The organism is Anaerolineales bacterium (assembly GCA_019637805.1).
Classification (GTDB): domain Bacteria; phylum Chloroflexota; class Anaerolineae; order Anaerolineales; family UBA11579; genus JAMCZK01.
Genome location: JAHBVB010000002.1, coordinates 1 through 18637, shown reverse-complemented (window position 1 = coordinate 18637; position 18637 = coordinate 1). Strand labels below are relative to the sequence as shown.

The 18637-nt window shown below is 43.8% G+C and carries 14 protein-coding genes, 1 tRNA gene and 1 pseudogene; 1 reads left to right on the top strand and 15 read right to left on the bottom strand.

The window, feature by feature from the left end; genetic code table 11:
* Positions 1 to 39: 39 nt before the first annotated feature.
* The 15 genes and pseudogenes from KF885_05720 to wbaP form a co-directional block, all read right to left on the bottom strand.
* Positions 40 to 111, bottom strand: a tRNA-Gly gene (locus tag KF885_05720).
* An 81-nt stretch (positions 112 to 192) separates the two neighbouring features.
* Complete coding sequence (locus tag KF885_05715; GenBank protein ID MBX3048655.1) at positions 193 to 1146, bottom strand: hypothetical protein; 954 nt, start codon at positions 1144 to 1146, stop codon at positions 193 to 195.
* Positions 1147 to 1673: 527 nt separating this feature from the next.
* Positions 1674 to 2132 (bottom strand): hypothetical protein, encoded by a 459-nt coding sequence (locus KF885_05710; GenBank protein ID MBX3048654.1) that lies wholly within the window; start codon positions 2130 to 2132, stop codon positions 1674 to 1676.
* Between the two features lie 19 nt (positions 2133 to 2151).
* Positions 2152 to 3645: a DUF2723 domain-containing protein gene (locus KF885_05705; GenBank protein MBX3048653.1), complete on the bottom strand. Its 1494-nt coding sequence runs from the start codon at positions 3643 to 3645 to the stop codon at positions 2152 to 2154.
* Positions 3646 to 3717: 72 nt separating this feature from the next.
* Entirely contained in the window at positions 3718 to 4179 is a 462-nt protein-coding gene (locus KF885_05700; protein MBX3048652.1) for a hypothetical protein, read from the bottom strand.
* Between the two features lie 124 nt (positions 4180 to 4303).
* The gene (locus KF885_05695) at positions 4304 to 6877 is read right to left on the bottom strand and encodes a DUF4012 domain-containing protein (protein ID MBX3048651.1); all 2574 of its coding nucleotides are present in this window, start codon (positions 6875 to 6877) and stop codon (positions 4304 to 4306) included.
* A gap of 37 nt (positions 6878 to 6914) precedes the next feature.
* Positions 6915 to 7352, bottom strand: a complete 438-nt coding sequence (locus KF885_05690) for a hypothetical protein (GenBank protein MBX3048650.1) — start codon at positions 7350 to 7352, stop codon at positions 6915 to 6917.
* Positions 7336 to 8931 carry a polysaccharide biosynthesis tyrosine autokinase gene (locus KF885_05685; GenBank protein ID MBX3048649.1) on the bottom strand — a complete coding sequence of 532 codons (1596 nt, stop codon included), beginning with the start codon at positions 8929 to 8931 and terminating at the stop codon, positions 7336 to 7338. Before KF885_05685 ends, KF885_05690 begins: the two co-directional genes overlap by 17 nt.
* Positions 8932 to 8957: 26 nt before the next feature.
* Entirely contained in the window at positions 8958 to 9704 is a 747-nt protein-coding gene (locus KF885_05680) for a WecB/TagA/CpsF family glycosyltransferase (protein ID MBX3048648.1), read from the bottom strand.
* An 84-nt stretch (positions 9705 to 9788) separates the two neighbouring features.
* Positions 9789 to 10814, bottom strand: coding sequence for a glycosyltransferase family 4 protein (locus KF885_05675; GenBank protein MBX3048647.1), 1026 nt, complete (start codon positions 10812 to 10814; stop codon positions 9789 to 9791).
* Between the two features lie 1362 nt (positions 10815 to 12176).
* Complete coding sequence (locus KF885_05670) at positions 12177 to 13712, bottom strand: oligosaccharide flippase family protein (GenBank protein MBX3048646.1); 1536 nt, start codon at positions 13710 to 13712, stop codon at positions 12177 to 12179.
* A 101-nt stretch (positions 13713 to 13813) separates the two neighbouring features.
* Positions 13814 to 14893: a polysaccharide pyruvyl transferase family protein gene (locus KF885_05665; GenBank protein MBX3048645.1), complete on the bottom strand. Its 1080-nt coding sequence runs from the start codon at positions 14891 to 14893 to the stop codon at positions 13814 to 13816.
* A 115-nt stretch (positions 14894 to 15008) separates the two neighbouring features.
* A complete protein-coding gene (locus KF885_05660) occupies positions 15009 to 16112 on the bottom strand; it encodes an FAD-binding protein (GenBank protein MBX3048644.1) in 1104 nt (367 codons plus the stop codon).
* A 181-nt stretch (positions 16113 to 16293) separates the two neighbouring features.
* Positions 16294 to 16474, bottom strand: a pseudogene (locus KF885_05655) (hypothetical protein).
* 183 nt (positions 16475 to 16657) lie between these two features.
* Positions 16658 to 18028: an undecaprenyl-phosphate galactose phosphotransferase WbaP gene (gene wbaP, locus KF885_05650; protein ID MBX3048643.1), complete on the bottom strand. Its 1371-nt coding sequence runs from the start codon at positions 18026 to 18028 to the stop codon at positions 16658 to 16660.
* A gap of 399 nt (positions 18029 to 18427) precedes the next feature.
* Between wbaP and KF885_05645 the strand changes: the two genes are divergently transcribed.
* A partial coding sequence (locus KF885_05645) for a hypothetical protein (GenBank protein MBX3048642.1) occupies positions 18428 to 18637 on the top strand: 210 nt, incomplete at its 3' end.

The window sequence follows — 18637 nt, the reverse complement described above, 5'->3', positions numbered from 1 at the left end:
CTTCAGCCAAACCCTAGAGAAACCATCGGCAATCTTTAGAGCGGGCGGCGGGATTCGAACCCGCGAATGTCAGCTTGGAAGGCTGATGCCTTACCACTTGGCGACGCCCGCATTTAACTCTTATTTACAAGGGTAATTTGAATGCCCTAGACGAAGCTAGTCCTCAAGAAATCACCGAAGTTGATGCCTTAATTATATCTGGGCAACTACTTCGTGTCCATGTAGTTCGTTCAAAGCCAGAACTATCGCGGTAAGCAGGACTACTGCACTAAAATACGCATACACATCCAATATCCTGAAATCCCATACCATTACCAAAGGTAAATAGTAGAGCAGCATTAGAAAGATACGAGGCCAAGGTTTCTCCGCTGCATAAGGCACGACACCAAGTATTAACACGGCAATTAAGGTGCTATTCCCTGCATAAGGAGCCAGTAGCAAGCTGACCGCAACCAGAATCCCCGCGTATTTTTCTGGCGACAGTAAGCGCAAGCGATAAACCAACCAAATCGTGGCTGCAAAAAGCGAAAACCAGCCCATGCTTGCAAGCCAGCTCGAAACACCGAATCGAAGCAAACTAGCCATTAAACTAAGGTTATAAGGTGATTCTTTGGGGAAGACACGCAGCATAGACCACCACTCATCTCCTCTCCAGAGGAGAAAGGGGATACAAAAGATTAATATCGCCCCTGCAGAACGTACCAACTTGGCAAGAGGCCAGTGATACCAGAGAAAGGGTAGCAAAGCTAAAATAAACAGCCAACTCATTTGGATTTTGCTAGAAAAGAAGATAAGGCTAGCCGCTAGACTCCAGGGATTTTGCCGGCTTAGTCCATGGGAAAGCAGCAGGAAGCCAATCAACACTAAAACTTCTATATTGCCTTCAATTATTTGACGCACAAAGGGATAGGAAAAAATAGTCAAAGATAGCCACACTACTCTGACAGCAAAGCCAAACCGATGTGGAATAAGTGCAGCCGCAGCGAGGACAGTGATACACACTAGCAGGCCCCAACTAGAGTACAGAGGCAAGCCACTGATCGGCCACAAAAGCACCAAGGCCCAAGGCGGATTAAAAACCCACTTAATATAGCTAAGCTGAAAATTGTGTGTGGCCTGCCAGAACATCTTCCACTCTACGGCCATTTGCGGATGGAGAGTTCCCAAGTTATCAAAGGCCCTGATAAAGGCTAATGCTAGCGCGATTGCGATTATCCAGCCTAGAAATCGTTTCCGAATAATGTTAGTACCCCCTAAGTAAGTCTAGCAATGAAATTCTGGTTCTAGCCACAGGATTGCAGGTTGATGCTCTCAAGAGAAAAACGGGATGCGGTTCCAAAAAGCTAAAAATCACTACGACTAAGCCGACTAGTTTTTGAATGCTTTATGTTTCCCTCCTATACAGGATGCTATCAAGAGAATTGTAGAATTTATTTATGCTCAGAATCAATAGGTTCGCATCCATCGATTCGGATCCATACGCGAGCATCTTCTGGTGAAGTCTTGCCACTCAGACAGACGACATCGGACGGACTGCGCTGTATTCGCAACAGGCAGAACACACTCCCGCTTAAGCGTGAGCTCCGATACTCCGTTAGATCAACGACGCCCTTTCATCAGCTTGGGCATTCTCTATGGTATTTCAAGGAAGCTCAACAACACCTTCTGCCAACTCAATCCTCCAGCAGATCCAATGGACTTGACATGTACTCCACCAAATCCAAAGTGATCCGCCACTGGCTACCCTCACCCTCTACTTCTACAATATACTCTCCGGCATTAAAAATCCAGTCGCCACTCCCCTCCCCTGGGGTGGTCTGGAAAACAAACTGAACCCGGTTCGCTGGATCCGTCGTGGACTGTACATATAGCAAAAAGTTTTCACCCGCGGTCTGATCCCACGACAACCTTATCCGGCTGCTTTCCGTAAGAGTGAAGGTTTCACTGACGCCCGTCCCATCTCCAACCAATTGCAGAGCATCTCCGGCTTCTAGCTGAGCAGGTGATCCAGCAGTAAAAGGTATCACCGCAGCAGCTGTTGGCGGGGGGGTCTCCTCACTCAAGGTGGGACTGCCGCAGGCAACCAGAAAACCCGCAAGCACGCATGCAACAACCAAACTATTTTTGCTCATTTTTTTGATCCTCCGTCGATCATAAATCGCAATCCAACACGCTTAGTGAAAGCAGGAATGTAGTACAACTCGGCCGAGGGTTTAGGGTCTCCAAAGACAAGCGCGTCACCTCGTCACCTGATGCTGGCAGTATTATATTAGGATACGTCTCTGAAAGGACTTCAAGATACCACTCATAGTCAAGGAGGGGCACCACTATCACAGCCAGATCAGGTCGTTGCTGTTCGGCGTAGTGAAAATACCACAAGGAAAACGTTTCCTTATCTTGGTGGGTAAAGATCATCGCCCCCTCTGGGGCCTCTTGCATCACCCGTTCCCCATATACAATTGCCCGATAGTCTTGGCTAGCGTCTGCCAGGCGGAAGGATTTCACCATCTGTTGACCAAGGAGAATGACAAGGAGCAAACCCGCTGACAAAGACAATAAGCGAGAACGAGAGAATTTTTTAGCCAGGCCGTAAATGCCAAAAGCCGCCCAAACCGCCAGACAGAGCACAGCAGGAATCAGATAGACATGCGCATCCTCTGTCTGATATCCCATCGTAAACAGCACAGAAGCTATTGTGACCCACCCAGTAACCGCGGTCACTGGCTTTCTTTGCTCCAGTAGCAGCACAAGCAAGCCACAGCCAACAAGAAAAATTCCAGGGAATGCAAATTGTTCATAAAGCGCCCCCAGGACTATTTTAAGCCTCTCTAGTAAGGCTTCGCTTTCCAATGGGAATCGCCAATAGAACTGGTACATCCGGGCGCTGATCAACTCCCAAAATCTCTCAGGGCTGACCGGGTTTAGCCAACGAACAGGCGCCGCGGAATGGACATACAACAACAGAGAAGCGTATGCAGTTACTACACCCAAAACCACACCGATCAGTTTAGGCCAAATATTCAGTTGTCTTACAAGAGAGTTCCCACTGGCCTTGGCAGAAACTTCATCCTGCCCGAGTCTGATCAAAAGGAACGCCGGAACCATAAAAGCAAGGGTGACGTGGTTGCCGAGCCCCAATCCGAGTATAAGCCCCACCAAGAAAATCCTATTGTTCGCCACTCCTTTGGGCACCAACAGCAAACAAAGCAGTAAACCCACAAAAAAAGCATGCAGACCATATACTTCAGTAACTACAGCCTGCGACCAGACCAGTGGCGCAAAGGCAAAGACAAGAGAACCCGTAAGCGCAGCCAGAATACGATAATGTGAGCCACGCAGAGTTTGACTTATGAGAAAACACACACACAGGCTGGCAGCAAGCATGCTGAGTGCAGAAAACAAATTTCCCCGGACAGCCCAAGAGCTAAAGGGCAGCAGCATTGTCACCATCTTTGCAACTGCAAGATAGGTCGGATACCCTGTCGGGTGAGGAATACCCCCGGTGGCCAACGCGCTTAGATAATCCCCTCCATCCGATCCCCAGTTTGCCCAGGTGATACCCGGAGCCAACGTCAAGACGTACATCCCCATAATGAATACCGCTATAAGAGCAGGCATCCCATATTGCCTAGAAAGCTGTTTCAAGATACTCATAAGGTAAAAAGAAAGGCGGGAGGTACAAATACCTCCCGCCTTCTTCTCATGCAATGCTACCAGCTAGTCAGCAGCCATGGGGGCATAGGTGCCCACATACAGGGCCACGGTGCAAACACCACCATCCACTGCAATCGTCGGTGCGGGTTCCCACACACCATACTGATTGAAGCGATAGATCTGCACGGGACCTTCGCCGGCCGGCACAGCCCAGCACATCACGGTAGCTTCAGGCAACAGCAACTCGCTGCCATAAGTGATGGTCATGGAATTGCCTACATAGCTCCAACCTTCCGGAGCAGCCACAGAATCCACGGCGCGAGTGGCGAATACGTTGACATCATCATTACAGACATTCGCCTTGGAAGAACCAAAGTCATTCCGCGCACAGCCTTCACGGGTTTCAGTGACTTCTGGATTATCGATAGTCCCTCCGCTGGGAATGGTTCCCTGCGCAAAGGCCACACTGGTGAGGGCCAGCGATAACACGAAGGCCGCCAAGGCTGCGGTTGAAACGATACGCATATACTTCATAACAATCTTCTCCTTAGGTGAGATTTGATTACGAATGTCATTCTACAGAGGGAAACTCAAACACGGCCGGATTAGGGCCATTTCTTGTCCGGATTTTGTCCGAATTGATGACACGCTAGGGGAGCAAAAAAGTCAGTTCTATAACAGTATCCCGGCTTAACTTCAATTGCCCACTCACCTCATTGCCTTGCTGCGACAACTCAGAATGGCTGGAAGATACCACTTGCGCTCCTACAGGGAGAAGGATCCCCAAGTTCAAGTCAACCTGTTTCACCCCCGGCTGCTTTTGAAGGGTTAACCGGTACACATACCCGGTTTCCGTTTGCTGAATCATCCCATCCGGCAAGCTAAATGCCATTGCAATGGTTTGAGATTGCTGTGTCGGCACCACCACCAAAGTGCCAAACTCCGCAAAGCCTTCCAGTTCATCCAGGTAATCAATTCGGTCAGGCACCGCATTGCCAGAAAGCACCCACTCGCCTGGCACACTCTGTGCTTGGTAATCTGTGAGGCGTGTCCCATCAGGCCTATACACCCGCAGATAGGTCCAATAGCAATCATGAATCATGATTTCATAATCCCCGAGCACAAGTCCCGGCACCCCGGGACGGGGATCGCAATCCCGCACTACCTCACTGCGGTTGAGATAGGTGATTCCTAGAGCACCTGTAGGTTGTTTGAGATCCATTAAATTGGCCCGATAGACAACCTCAGAGTCAACAATTGGATTGCTCTTCGTAAATCCCACATTGGTGTCTACCAGCATCAGGTAATCACCCTCGGAATAACGGAGTTGCCCATCCCAACCATACTGCGCAAGAAATGAATCCACCGATGCATCATCAAACTGGAGGAGGATGTGTTTTTCATCCAGCGCCTGATTCAACACGCTGATAATCTCCTCCCAAGAGACATTCGACCCACTGCGCAAGCGGGCCAAAATCGCTTCCGCCATAGGCTGCATAAAATCTTTGCGGTGCTCCTGAAACCATTGTTGGTTTTCAAGCGTCCTTTCGCCTGGGTCCGGCACTGCACCCCTCTCGGCTTGCATATAAGTCAAAACGTTATCGCTGGTGATCAATTGACCATCCACTCGCACAGAACCAAGCGCGCCCACCAGCAAAGAAAGGGCGTGTTGGTTTATGGCAATCACTCCATCCACTGTATGAGCTCGCGAGTACGCATACAAGATTTCGACTTGCTGGGCAACAACGGGAAAGTCTGGTCGCCAGTTGGCATCACGCAATACCAAGATAGGGGCAGCCATGTATTCTTCTAATTGCCAGGGGGCTGCAGGATACAGATAATCGTAATCATCCACCTCATAAGAGTTTTCTAAGTTAAAGGACAAAATTTTGCCGTCCTGAAGCACCAAGCCGCCCACTGCGGTAATGTATCCACCCGTTGGCCGCAGCTCATCTTCGTTTTGCAACAACAGAAGATAGTTCGCTGGCTGGCCCTCCATTCCCAAAAGCGGAATCAAAGAGGCCATAACCTGAGCAGAGTCATGAAGGATATAAAACGCTGGGTCGAATTCTTCAAGAATTAAATCCCTCAAAGTCGAGTGTACAGCATCCAAATCCAGACCCTCGCGTATCTCGCCTGCCTGCCCCGCGGCATAAACTGCGACTCTGAAGTGAGGAGCGGCAGCGTGCAGCATGCCAGTAAGCGCATCCAATGAGGTTGGAGCCGACTCTTCATCAAAAACACCCAGCATGGGTGAAATGCCTTGATAGAATTGATCTGCAGACATACTACTGAGCTCAGTCATAGACAAAATAGGCGACACGAGTGAGAGCTCTTCACCAATGAAGGGTATCCAGGTCAAACGATCGGCCAACCAAATCAGCGGCGCAGCCCGTTCAGATAAAGCGCTTGCAGTTTGACGAAATTCTCGTACCGTTACACCGGTTTGGGTTAGCTCACTAGCGCGCTGCAAATCAAGTCCGGAGGATAGCATGGCCTTCAGATCTCTCGCTTGACCATACAACTCCCTCGCCAAAACATACGAAGTCCCCCCGACCCACCCTAGGTAAGCCAGCAATGCCAGCAGCATCCCCAACATAGTCCATTTTATGTATGTGCTTGGGCTCCAGCTCCGTGAAATCTTACCGGTTTTTGCTTGCTTTGCATGCTTGGAATTCAGCCGTCGTTCCTTGGCATAAAGCATCTTAGCAAAACGCTCCAACCCCCTGGCATGCCAATCACTCAGCGTACTGGTGGGGGTAATTTCCTTTTCATCGCTGAGCAAATAATATTTTTCTTCTTCTGCTTGAGAGAGGCCGTCTCCAAATTTCTGTCGAACATACAAGGAAATCACATTATCAATCTTGCCCCAGGCATCTCGCAAAGAGTTTGCCGCTGGAAGACCGAATTCGATTTCCGCAAAATACATCGCTCCCAGCACACCGAATTGTCCCCAAGCCGTATCCAATCGTTTTCCACGTCTTGGGGGAGTGCTGGGTAGCATGTCCTTAAAAAGATCCGCCAGCGCCTGCAACAGAGCGTAACTTGAGTTGTTAGCTGCTGTAGGATTCCGTTCCTGATAATCCTGTACAACCAGACTATCAACCCATGGGTGATCGACGAGCTTTTGCGGTTCCTTATGCTGGCTCAATACATCCTTTAAAAGTTCCGTGGGATTACGCTCGGTGTCCAATATAGGCTTTTTGACAACTAGATTTTTCATAACTCACCTTTCAGCCCACCATAGTCTCAATGCACTACTAAATTATCGGACTTAGGAGGAAGAAATATGCGCTGATAGCCAAGAAAATCAAAGAGAGAAATAGCAGAAGAACTACCCAGCGTGGTGTGAGCTGCTCCTGAGAACCATTCTTCACAATCCGTTGCCGAAAGCCTTCAGGCAGTTTTCCATTCCAGTTCTTCTGGTAGACGGGACAATGCAGAAAGGCCTTGTTATCAAAACAAACCGCGCCTTGGTATCCAGTTGAGACGGATTTGGCGGGCTTTGGGCGATGGCAAAAATTCCCAGGCGAAGGGAATAAGAAGCTCGTTTCCGAATCATCTTCCATCCCCAGGAAAGGGCACACAAGTGTTTCAACACTTGAATCACCTTGGGGTGTTTTGCGAATAACTCTTGTTGAGGCTTCAGAATTTTTCATTTTTTTGCTTGCTTTCTTGAGTCTAGCTGGCTTCATCATAGTGATAAACATAAGCATTTCGATACGAAGAGAAGTAGGCTGAATCTAGATCAACATTGTTAAACACCACCCCAAGAATCTTCGCATCCACCTGTCGCAAGCTCTCCACAGCCTGTTTGGCCATCGGCATAGTAGTCTGGCCAGGAACCATAACAATAATTACTCCATCCGCCTTCTGTGCCAACACAACCGCATCAGTCACAGGTAGAACAGGGGGAGCATCAATAATGACCAGTTCTGCTCTAGTTTTGGCATGCTCGAGGATATTGTTCATGCGGATTGTAGAAATCAATTCCGAAGGGTTGGGGGGTATGCCTCCTGAAGACATAATCTTTAAATGAGGATATTTAGTCTCTTGCAATTGTGCATCGAAAGCATGGTCCATATGCTTGTTAACAAATAAATTTGATAAGCCCTTTTTATTGGATACCTTAAACAACTTATGCAGCCTGGGCCGGCGCAAGTCGGCATCAATAAGAATTGTTTCTGTTCCCAATTGGCTAATCACAAAAGCTAAGTTAGAGGCAATTGTACTTTTCCCTTCCCCTTGAACAGAACTAGTCACTACAATTATCTTTAACTGGTCATCCACACTGGCAAACTGAATATTAGTCCGCAAAGACCGGAAAGATTCTGAAATAGGCGAACGAGGATTAGAAGCCGTTATTATCTCATCCTCCTCATGTGCCTTAGCAACAAATGCCAATGTGGAAAGATCAAAATTATTCCGAATTTCATCAGCGTTTTTAATCGAATTGTCTAATGTCGTCCGAAGGAAAACATAACTTGTTGCCAGGGCTGCCCCCAGTACACCTGCGAGAAGCGTGTTAAGTGGGACTTTTGGGCTTATTGACTCGTCGGGGAGTATCGCTGGTTCTACTTGCAGCACATTAGATGTACTTTGGGCTTCTGCGAGTCGTAGTTGTTCATAGCTTTGAAGTAATTGTGTATACGTCTGCCTATACTGGCCTAATAAGCCCTCTAAGCGAGTGCGTTCCAGCTGGCCTTCCTCCCCTTGAGGTAAAGAATTCAAAGCTAACTGGATTTGATCAACAAATCCCTGTTGCTCGGCAATTTGCCCTGCCAACGTCAGTTTTGATTCAGCGAAACGAGACTGCTGCAGGGAAATATTATCGTTTATGAAATACTCTACAAGTGTGTTTGTTATCTGCACTGCAAGGAGAGGGTCGGTATTTTGAACCGTCACCCTGATAAGTTGTGTATTGGGGATTAACCGAACCTCAATTGACTCTTTAACAGAGTCTAAATCCTCAGTCAGTCCTAAATCCGTTTTCACTGCTTCAAGAATAGGCTGGGCTGTCATTATCTCAGCGTACGTTCGAGCTAAGCGCTCACTTGTTAGCACGGCATTGTATTCATTGGTTTGGAGAGCCGAATTTTCGCTGACCATCAATATTGATGAGGCTTCATATACTGGTGGCAAAAGATTGCTCAACAAGAAGCCTGATAGCATAAACAAAAGGGAGAAGAAAATGATTTTTCTTATCTCTTTGCGTAAAACACCCCAATATAACTTTAAATCAATCTCATCCGACGCATTAGGGTTAGTAAGATTCATTTTTCTCCTTAGACAAATATCCCGACTTACTCTTTAATAAATACAGATTTCAGCTTCATTCTCAATAGAATCCACAGGAATTTCAAATTCGTAGATAAGTATCGCGCAAAAAGTCGTTTTGGTTCTTGAAGCACCCGATATAACCACTCTAGTCCGGAATTTTGCATCCAAATTGGAGCGCGCCTCACCTTGCCGGCAACTACATCAAAGGTTCCTCCCACACCCATTACAAACCGGACCCCGAGTTTACTACCCCAACGATCAACAAATTTCTCCTTATACGGAGAGGTAATCGCCACAAACAATAAGCTAGCGCCGGAGGATCGAATCATATCCACAATAATTTCTTCGCCATCACCAAAAAAACCATTGTGATATCCAGCAATTCGTAATGTAGGATGGAGTTCTTGAATTCTTATAGCTGTCATTTTAACCACATGCTCTTCAGCTCCCAAGAAAAAAACCGGAAAGCCTTCATCTGCAGACATATTCAATAGCGCATAAAACAAATCGATGCCCGCTACGCGTTCTCGAAGGTGGTGCCCTAAGAACCTTGCTCCCCATACCACGCCCATTCCATCAACATTAATAATGTCAGAATTAATTACTGCAGCACGCAACGCCTCATCTCTTTGCAAATTTACAATTTTTGCGACATTGACCACTACATGACGGATAAACCGCCCTTCTCTTATACCATGACGTATAATTTCAACCGTCTCCAACAAGGAGAGATTATCAATTGGACAATTTAAAAAGCTTATGCGTGTCATTTCAATAGGACCAGATAAAAACTACAGGCTGTCAATAGTGGCCCCTCTGTTTCTTAGATAAGATAAGCAAACAATTTCTAGGGATCAAGAATCAATGCACTTTTTTACTATTTTTACATATTCTTTGATGAAGCGATCAAGACTATATTTTCGGGATATTAGGTCTGATCGTTCCTTTGCCTTTTTCCGACCCAAACTACCATTTTTTAGCATGTAGATACAATTATCAAGAGCAATAAAAAATGAGTCCGGAGAACCAATCTTAAAAGAAAACGAGAACTCATCTCTGCCCAGCAATTCAATAAGCGCAGGTATTTCATTGTATACAAGCAATTTCCCATGCAGGATAGCTTCAACTCCTACTAATCCAAATCCTTCTTCTAAAGAAGGAATGATTTGAATTAGGGAGTTTTTAGTGGTCAAGTAAGGTCTTTCTTGATACCCCAATAATCTAATAGAAAAATAATCACCCCCATTATTCATATTCAAAGTTATCTTTTTATATAAGGACCCCTCACCGATAATCTGAAGGATGATAGGCATTTTGCCTCTAATTGAATATGCTTTCAACAAATCAATTAAATCTAAGATTCCCTTGCGCGGTTCGAGCGACCCAACAAATGAAATAACAAGGGGCTGAGAGATAGTGATATTTTCTAGTGGGGTGATACCATCAGACACAAGAGGGTTTATGTTTACATGTATTTTTTTTTCTGATATTCCATGTTTAGTTAACAGATTCTTTACCGCGTTTGAAGTAACAATATATGAATCTGGTCGAAAAATTCTAAAAGCCCAATTATGTGTTGTATAGTCCGCATGGACATAAAAAATAACCTTTACTCCAAATTTCTTTATCATGAATGCATAAGGCCAAAACATCCTTGAATGGATAACAACAGCATCAGGTTTCATCCTTATTTTCCAAAGCAAATCAAAATTATTCCCAACGAAATTTCTTTCATCGACAATGTTGTCAATTCTCTTTTTTGAGAATGTGTAAGAATCAAAATCTTGTACTTCAATCAAGGAATTCACAATTTTTTGAGCCCCCCCTCTTCTAAGTGACGCATCGTTTATCAAATGAAGTATCTTTTTTTTGGTATTCATCGACTACCCCGTCCAGCCTAAAAAGAACTTTTTTCGATTAGATCTCGCAACCAAAGGTTCCGAAAAGAATGGCTTCTATAAACTTTTGTACTTTACTGCTCTGGATCTTATAAGAAAGAAGGGTATCAAATACATAGAAAATTTAAATATTGGATAGATAAAAAAGGCCGCAAGCATACATGCAGACGCAATGGAATAAGACCAATTAGTATTCCGAAACCTAAGGAAGTTATATAAATAATCAAAAATAAACAATACGACGCCCAAGTATCCAACTTCGAGTAAGAAAACTTGAAATTCAGCAGAGTCCCTTTGGGCGGGTTGGATTATATAGCTACCCCTTATTCCAATATAACCTAATCTATTTTGTTCGAGCCCGACGTAGGGCCAACTTCCCACCCCAAATCCAAATAATTGCCTGTACAAGGAGTGTTTTGATACAAAATCGATTGTTCTCATTGCCGGAAACAATCTAGAGCCATAATTAATCTGTGCACTACCCAAAAGATTCCGAGTATCGCCTTTTTGTGAAATACTTCTTGCAGTAAAAATAGTCAGTAAAACCGCAAATGTAAAAATGACAATAATTAATTTCAATTTCGATACCCAAGGAAATTTAATAAAAAAACTAAATACACTACCTATTAAAATGACGCCGATAAATGTATATGAGCCATTGAGAAATATGCAAAAAGTAGTTAGAACTAACAACCACTTGTGTTTTAACATATCCCGCTTAAGCATCATAATCATTAACAGGCTGTTAAACACTATTATTATAGAGTACCAGTTAGGCTCTAGAAAGAAACCTCTAAGCCTAGTGACAAAGCTCGCATCTACCATGTAATACTCTGGGTCATAGAAAGAAACTTGATATCCCCAAACTATGTATAAGAGAAGCTGTAAAAGTCCAGAAAGGATCAATATCCATTGAAAAGCAACAATGGCTCTGTTTGAAATATACTTTTCTTTTATATACAAGAAATAGAATATACCCAACGCTATCAAGTAATAAGATAAGGTTAGAGAAATTCCGGGATACGAGGAATTGAGAGCAACGCTAAGGAAAACATACGCGAAAAAGGGGAGGATTGTCCAATTTCTTTTTAAAAAACTTTTTATATAATCGAATCTCGACCTAGCCAGAAAGCTTATAAATAAAATGATTAATATAATCACAACTCCAATATGAAGCCTCAACCCAAACAGATCAACTTTCAGTAACGAATCAAATGCAAAGGTTAGATAAGCTATTTCGTAAATGTTGAACTTTTTGATCTTTAGCATTAATCTTCTATCACGAGTGGAATCTATAACTGGGAACGTTGCGAAACTTGAAAGCCGTTGTATTGGTTCTAAATGTCACCTCCACAGGGGAACTATGTGCTTGGCTTTTCCCAGTAGTATCTTAATCTCTGCTTTTTCTTTTGGGTCTAGCAGGATCCAATAGACACAAAACAAACCCAGAACAGCTACAATTATCGATGCAAAAAACAATGCAACCCAACTGGTTGGTTTGAACAATAGCCTAAGTGTGAAACCAAAGAATATAAGAAGCACTTCAGTAAATAGAGCGGGTGCTATATTTATGTAAAGCTCAGTAGGAGAGACTTTCAAATAACGCGCCACGTACATGGGAAGAAAAACAATATTTAATAATACAGTAAAAAGGGTGCCACTCACAATTACACCCAACAGGCCAAAGTTAGTAAATTTAAGTAATGCTATGGATAAAACAACGTGAGCGAGGCCTAATGACAAAGTAGCAATTCCCGGCAATTTTGCCTTGTTAAAGGCTGTGCCCACTGCATAAAGTGGGCGTATGGCTTGAGAAAAGGCCAAATGGAATATCATGGCCCGCAGAAGAATTGATAAATCCATGAAATCGTTTCCAAGCCAAAGAGATAGTATCGTATCAGCATAAACTACAAGAAGAGCAGTGGGTACAGCAGTGTAAATACCTTGATACTTAACGGCTTTGTATAAGAAATCCTTCAATTCATTTAGCCTATTTTCAGAATATTTAACTAAAATAATTGGCGCTGTAACCACGCTCAAAATGGTTGCTACAGAAATAAGTAATAATCTCCATTGCCCCGCCACTGCATATTTACCAGCCTCCTCTGCTCCCAAAAAGACATTTATAAGAACAACGTCGGTCTGCAAGAACATCAACATGCCGACAGCACTGACAGCTGTCCAACTAGAGAGCTTAAATATATCTCGGGCCTTATTTCTATTAAAGTCATGAAATCTGAATTTGTAGTATGGCAGGAATTTCCTAAAATACACGATTGCGGCAGTTATTGCTAAAACAATTGCCGCAAAGTAAGCTGCACCAACCGAGATTAAAGAATTTGAGATATATGTTACTGATATGAATAAAAAAACAATATCTAAAACATTTCTCAAGATATTAATAGACTGGATAATATCAAGCCGATTTTTAGCAAAAAGCGGGCTCACAATTACTGCATTCAACATTATCAAAACTTGGCCCAACCCCATAAGTAAAAACAAAAATGAGGCCGCTGGGACCGTGTTTGGAGATATGTTAAATATCCTTCCAGAATTAATTGAGATAAAGGCAAGGATCGGCAAAAATACGAGAATTGAAATTCCATACAGAATAAAGGTTGTCGTTATCACTGAAATTGTTGTTTGCTTATCCCCAGAAACCATGTTCATCGAAACAAATCGGTTATTTGCCTGGTTTAGACTTGTCGACACTATTGTCATGAATCCAACAACACTCATAGAGACCCCTACAATACCAAATGCAGATATCCCTAAATGGTGAATTAAGAAAGGCGCTACTAGCAAACCGGAGGCAAAATTAACCGCAAAATTTATCACATTGACGCCTAGATTTTTAGAAAACTGTTTTTTAGTTATCATTGCGAGAAATTAAGTTTGCCAGAAGCACTTTCCGGGAAGCCCCAAGAACCCCCAAATATTGTATTCAATAAGCTTCCCACTTGTATAAACTTTCTGACTTTTTACTTCACTTCGCCAATAGCCTCTGCTAGAAATCGCATTGATTGATTCCTCCTTTTGTCTAGCAGGTAATAAGTCCTTTTATAGTCAATCGGCTCACCCAACAGATTACTTATATCGCTTTCAGAATTTACTAGCCGACTAGTTAAATCCAGAGACTTTAGAAGCTCTACAAATCTTGCATTGAGGCCTTGATGGGAGGGGTTTTGAGTTGGCACTGAGAAAAATTTTTTCTTATACAAAATGGCAAAAGCACTCCCGTGAAATGAATTAGTAATGAAGTATGAGGATTCTTTTATTCTGCTTAACCAGTGACCGGGTCCAAATATATATTCCTGTTTATCGGCTCCATTAAAATGGTAACCTAAATTCACGATAGGCAGATTTGTTTTCGCTCTTAAGTACTTTGACAGTTCATAAATCCCAGAATCATGCATAGCTGAGTAAACAGCGATGAACTCCGTGTTCCATTTTTTCTCATCCCTTATTTCATCATAGTCTCGTTCTTGTAGCAGAAGAGTTGGATCCAATACAACGAACGAATCAACGTGCAAGGATTCCTTGAGAAAATTAGCAACAAATGTTTCCCGGACAGATAACTTGTGAAATCTTCTAATCAAAGGCGTTACTTCTTTTCTAAAATCATCAGACAAATGATTGTTACCCATACTAACTGCATAACCTATTTTGTGAGAAGCATCTGGCACAAAATCCAAGAAGTATGTTGCATCTTTCCTTATCAGGTTCTCATTCCAAACCTGATCACTGCCGACAAAATAGAAATCCGCCTCTGGCAAATTTGCTTTCAAAGAAATACTATCAAAAAATTTTGCCTTTGTTAAATTCAATTCCTTCAAAAATTTTCGGAACGTGAAAGCCAGCATTTTCCTCTTTACGAAACTACCAATTGACGGCTGGCTTTTTATCCTTGCAGGCATCCAGTCTGGGACATAATCAATAACTTCAACTGTTAAGCCCAATCTTTCTAAAATCTTTTTGAACGCAAAAATCTGTAACACTGCTCCGTAGTTCGTGGCTCTTTGAAAAGCCAGAATATAAGCTTTTGTCATCTTCTTAACCATTCCAGTTCCACAGTCTTCAGAAAGATATATGTATATATTAAACTTGTTCTAATTCCAATACAGCTTGTTGAGACGAGTGCATTCATTTTTGGGGGTTCATCCTTCAGTGGAACCGTTAAGCATCTTGTCTGGATTCTGACAATTTAGAAACAAGGAGATCATAAGTTCCTTGAAATTCTGGATCAACGGAAAAAGCCGGGGTTACGACGAACTCGTTTTCAATGTGATATTTTCCCCCAAGTAATTCTTTGCACAGAAGGGTATATTCGATTATTTCCTTTGGAAGGACCTTTCCGTTATTAACTAGACTGTTTGCCCCTTTTGCAGACATTTGATAATTCAAGAGAACTCTTCTTTCCAAAAGGAGAAATTTTTTTAGTAACCAATTGAACACAATATTATTTGGGTTTCTTCTTGATAAAAATTTGCTTATCGGATTTTTAAAAAGTATTCTTAACAGCCAAAATAGAAGGGCAAAGGTTTTCTTATTGCGGAATATCTCATTGTAAAAATTTTCGTTGATAGAGATCATGCTTCCTAAATTAGGGTATGCGTGTTCCTGATATGAGTGCCTTGCTATATGAAATTTCTCTATATTCTTAGCTATTCTAGCTATACTATCTTTTTGCAAAGAAAAAGTCGCCCTTAATATACAATGCCCCCCCCCTCTGAAAATAGAATTGCGATATTCAAACAAGCAGTCATCTTTTTTAAGAAGTGACAGTCTATTTTCACCGTCTATGCACTCTACTGATATCAAATTGTCAGAAATTGAATATCCATATGCCCCAGCATTCATAACTAGGGCTCCCCCGATACTGCCAGGGATTCCTTCAAGACCGTCAAAGCCCTTCCAACCATTTATTAGAGCTACTCTTACAAAATCTTGTAGCTGATACCCGGCTTCAACTTCAATTTTCTTCTCTTTTATCTCTAGAGAATTTAAATTCTTGGTGGACAGAATGACAGAATACTGTATTTCATCAAAAAACAGCATATTGCTTGTATAACCAATTATTCTATACTTTATTCTAGATACGTTTAGAAATGAAACCAAGCTAACCATTTTTCCATAGTCTTGTGGAGCTACAAAAAGCTTAACAATTCCACCTGTTTTAAAATATGTCTCATACTTAATTAAGTAATCAGTCTTGTAGCAAATGTTCTGATCTTGAAGGAAGGATATTATTTGGTTGCGCTTATGACAAGTTGCTGACATTCGTCTTCTCCAAAGGTTTCTGCAGATTGTCCCGATCTATATCCTGTAGGTATCTCATAAAAAGCTTCGCTAATAAATCTTCTCTTTGGCAAAAGCTAACAGATGAATGCAGACGTTTTACAACAAAAGCAATGTCCTCAACAATTCGTTGGACGGCCAGTCCGTCTTCCATTGGGGTTCACTATCTAGGCCATGTGCTGGTATGCTTGGGATTTTCAAATAGGTTAACAACCTCTCTGACTGTTCGCCTCCGCAGGCCTAACGGTGCCAACCTTTACTGCCTCAGGTCGTTCCGTAACATAGCGCAACACCGACACCGGTCCAGGGGCTTCTTTCTGAATGCCGCCAGAATCAGTTAGCAGTAAGACAAGTCTTCTTCAACAAATGCACCAATGTCAAGTAATCTAGGGGAAGGAGGAAGGTCACATTTTGGAATTTTTTCCTAGCAAACGACAAACCGGATCACTCAAAGTTCCATGCCCCGCAGCCGTTACAACTACAATTTAGCAACTATAAGGTCAAACATAGCTATTGAGACTGCAAACTTAAAGCGCACCATCTTTTCTGAAAACTACCCACACTGTTCTCAACAATATATAAAGATCCAACCAAGTTGACCAATTTCTAGTGTAATAGCTATCAAAACTTGCACGTTCAGCAAATGTAGTCTTGTTCCTTCCTGACACCTGCCACATCCCTGTGAGTCCTGGCCGCATTGAATAATAGGCATTGATTCCTTTGCCATAAAGGGAAACCTGGCTCACGAGCATTGGCCTAGGTCCAACAAAACTCATTTCCCCTAGAAAAACATTAACCAGCTGCGGCAGTTCATCCAGACTCCATTTCCGCAAGAACTTTCCAACTCTGGTTAAGCGAGGGTCTTGGCGCAATTTCTGGTCTCGTTCCCACTCCGCTCGAGCGTCCGGATTGCCCTCCAAGTAAGCTGCCAATCGCTGCTCAGCATTAATCCCCATGGTGCGGAACTTGAACATCCTGAAAACTCTCCCACTGACACCCACACGGTCTTGATAGAAAAAGATAGGCCCCGGCCCTTCCAGGCGAATAAATATCGTAATGACCAAACAAGCTGGCGCAACTATCAGCCCCAGCAAAATTGCCAAAACAATATCCATTGCCCGTTTCAGCAACAAGGCTTGAAAGCTAGGTTTTGCTTTTTTGGTTTCGATCCCGAGAAGTCCTTCAAGATCATGAACTTTCATAGAGGCACCTTCAAACAATTCGGTGCTTGCGATGAGGACCACATTCTCAAACAACTTGAATAACCGCTCAACAGCTGTGGGCTTCAAGCCCAACTCCATTAAGTTATTCACTATCACGGTATGAATACCCGCTTTACGATAATAATCATCGGACATGCTCTCTAAGCTGTTTAGCGAGGAGCTGGGCACAACATTCATACGAACTTGTTTCAATACAGCACTTACAGGCACAAAACCTAGTCGCCGACGGTTGAGAAGGAACTGCACTACTTGATCAGTGTTTGCATCCCTCCCAACCACAATCACGGGCTCGCCCCACCACCCAGCCCGGGATGCCAGGATCTTTATCACCCAGCGGCAAACGATCACCGCAAAAATCGCCTCCAGCCAGGCCAGCAAAAACGTCCAGGCATTTGCCACCCAACCCAAGTCGAATGCTGTGAAGATCGCTAACCCTATCAAAACCCCCAGGCTGATCGATTGCGTCACCAGGCGGATCTCATCCGCGGGGTTCACCCCCACCCCGGGGTACAACCGGCTGGTGACCAAAAATCCCCAACAAATCAATAGGACCACCAAATATTTCAGGTCATACAAATCCGGCCTGAACAGCGGCACGATCTGGTTAATTAGCAACACAGCTCCCAAAGTAAGCAGAAAACCCAGCAAGTCCGCGGCAAACATCAGCAGCCACATCCGCCTCCTGTAATTGCCCGAAAGCCGCGGGGTGGCCGCATTTTGAATGTTTGCTTCAAACGAAGAGCTTGCAGGTTTCGATGTCTTCTTCCGTCTTACAGCTACCATCTGGACCCCTATCGCCAATAGACTCTCATCCGCATCTCGTAACTAACCCTAACCAAGCAGGCTCCGCCCTTCCGACATACACGGATGTGTTTGAGACAGGTAATCTCACCTGGCTCCAAGTAGCAAAGCAAGCGGAATCAGCTAAGACAAGTCGTCCAACGAATCCCCTCACGGATTGCTGTTTGCCTATTCGGTTAAGATTGTTTGCTGCTACCGCGCTGGGATTTCCCACCTCTAACTTAGTAGCTTGCACAGTATACTACTTGCTTTCAATATAGCAAGGCAACCTGAATGAAACGCATTCTTCTAATCTGCACCGCCAACATCTGCCGCTCTCCCATGGCCGAAGGCCTCTTAAAAGAATTGGCGGCATTAACGGTCTTTGCATCCAATTGGCACATCGAAAGTGCCGGCACCTGGGGGCAACCAGGGCTGCCGGCTGCAGCCGGCAGCCTTAGCGCCATGCAAGCTCGCAACATCGATATCAGCCAGCATCGTTCA

Coding starts and splice junctions, on each gene's coding strand:
- KF885_05670 (MBX3048646.1), bottom strand. CDS start 13,712: ATGATAACTAAAAAACAGTTTTCTAAAAATCTAGGCGTCAATGTGATA.
- KF885_05695 (MBX3048651.1), bottom strand. CDS start 6,877: ATGAAAAATCTAGTTGTCAAAAAGCCTATATTGGACACCGAGCGTAAT.
- KF885_05690 (MBX3048650.1), bottom strand. CDS start 7,352: ATGATGAAGCCAGCTAGACTCAAGAAAGCAAGCAAAAAAATGAAAAAT.
- KF885_05715 (MBX3048655.1), bottom strand. CDS start 1,146: ATGGCCGTAGAGTGGAAGATGTTCTGGCAGGCCACACACAATTTTCAG.
- KF885_05660 (MBX3048644.1), bottom strand. CDS start 16,112: ATGTCAGCAACTTGTCATAAGCGCAACCAAATAATATCCTTCCTTCAA.
- KF885_05665 (MBX3048645.1), bottom strand. CDS start 14,893: ATGGTTAAGAAGATGACAAAAGCTTATATTCTGGCTTTTCAAAGAGCC.
- KF885_05680 (MBX3048648.1), bottom strand. CDS start 9,704: ATGACACGCATAAGCTTTTTAAATTGTCCAATTGATAATCTCTCCTTG.
- KF885_05685 (MBX3048649.1), bottom strand. CDS start 8,931: ATGAATCTTACTAACCCTAATGCGTCGGATGAGATTGATTTAAAGTTA.
- KF885_05710 (MBX3048654.1), bottom strand. CDS start 2,132: ATGAGCAAAAATAGTTTGGTTGTTGCATGCGTGCTTGCGGGTTTTCTG.
- KF885_05675 (MBX3048647.1), bottom strand. CDS start 10,814: ATGAATACCAAAAAAAAGATACTTCATTTGATAAACGATGCGTCACTT.
- wbaP (MBX3048643.1), bottom strand. CDS start 18,028: ATGTGGCTGCTGATGTTTGCCGCGGACTTGCTGGGTTTTCTGCTTACT.
- KF885_05700 (MBX3048652.1), bottom strand. CDS start 4,179: ATGCGTATCGTTTCAACCGCAGCCTTGGCGGCCTTCGTGTTATCGCTG.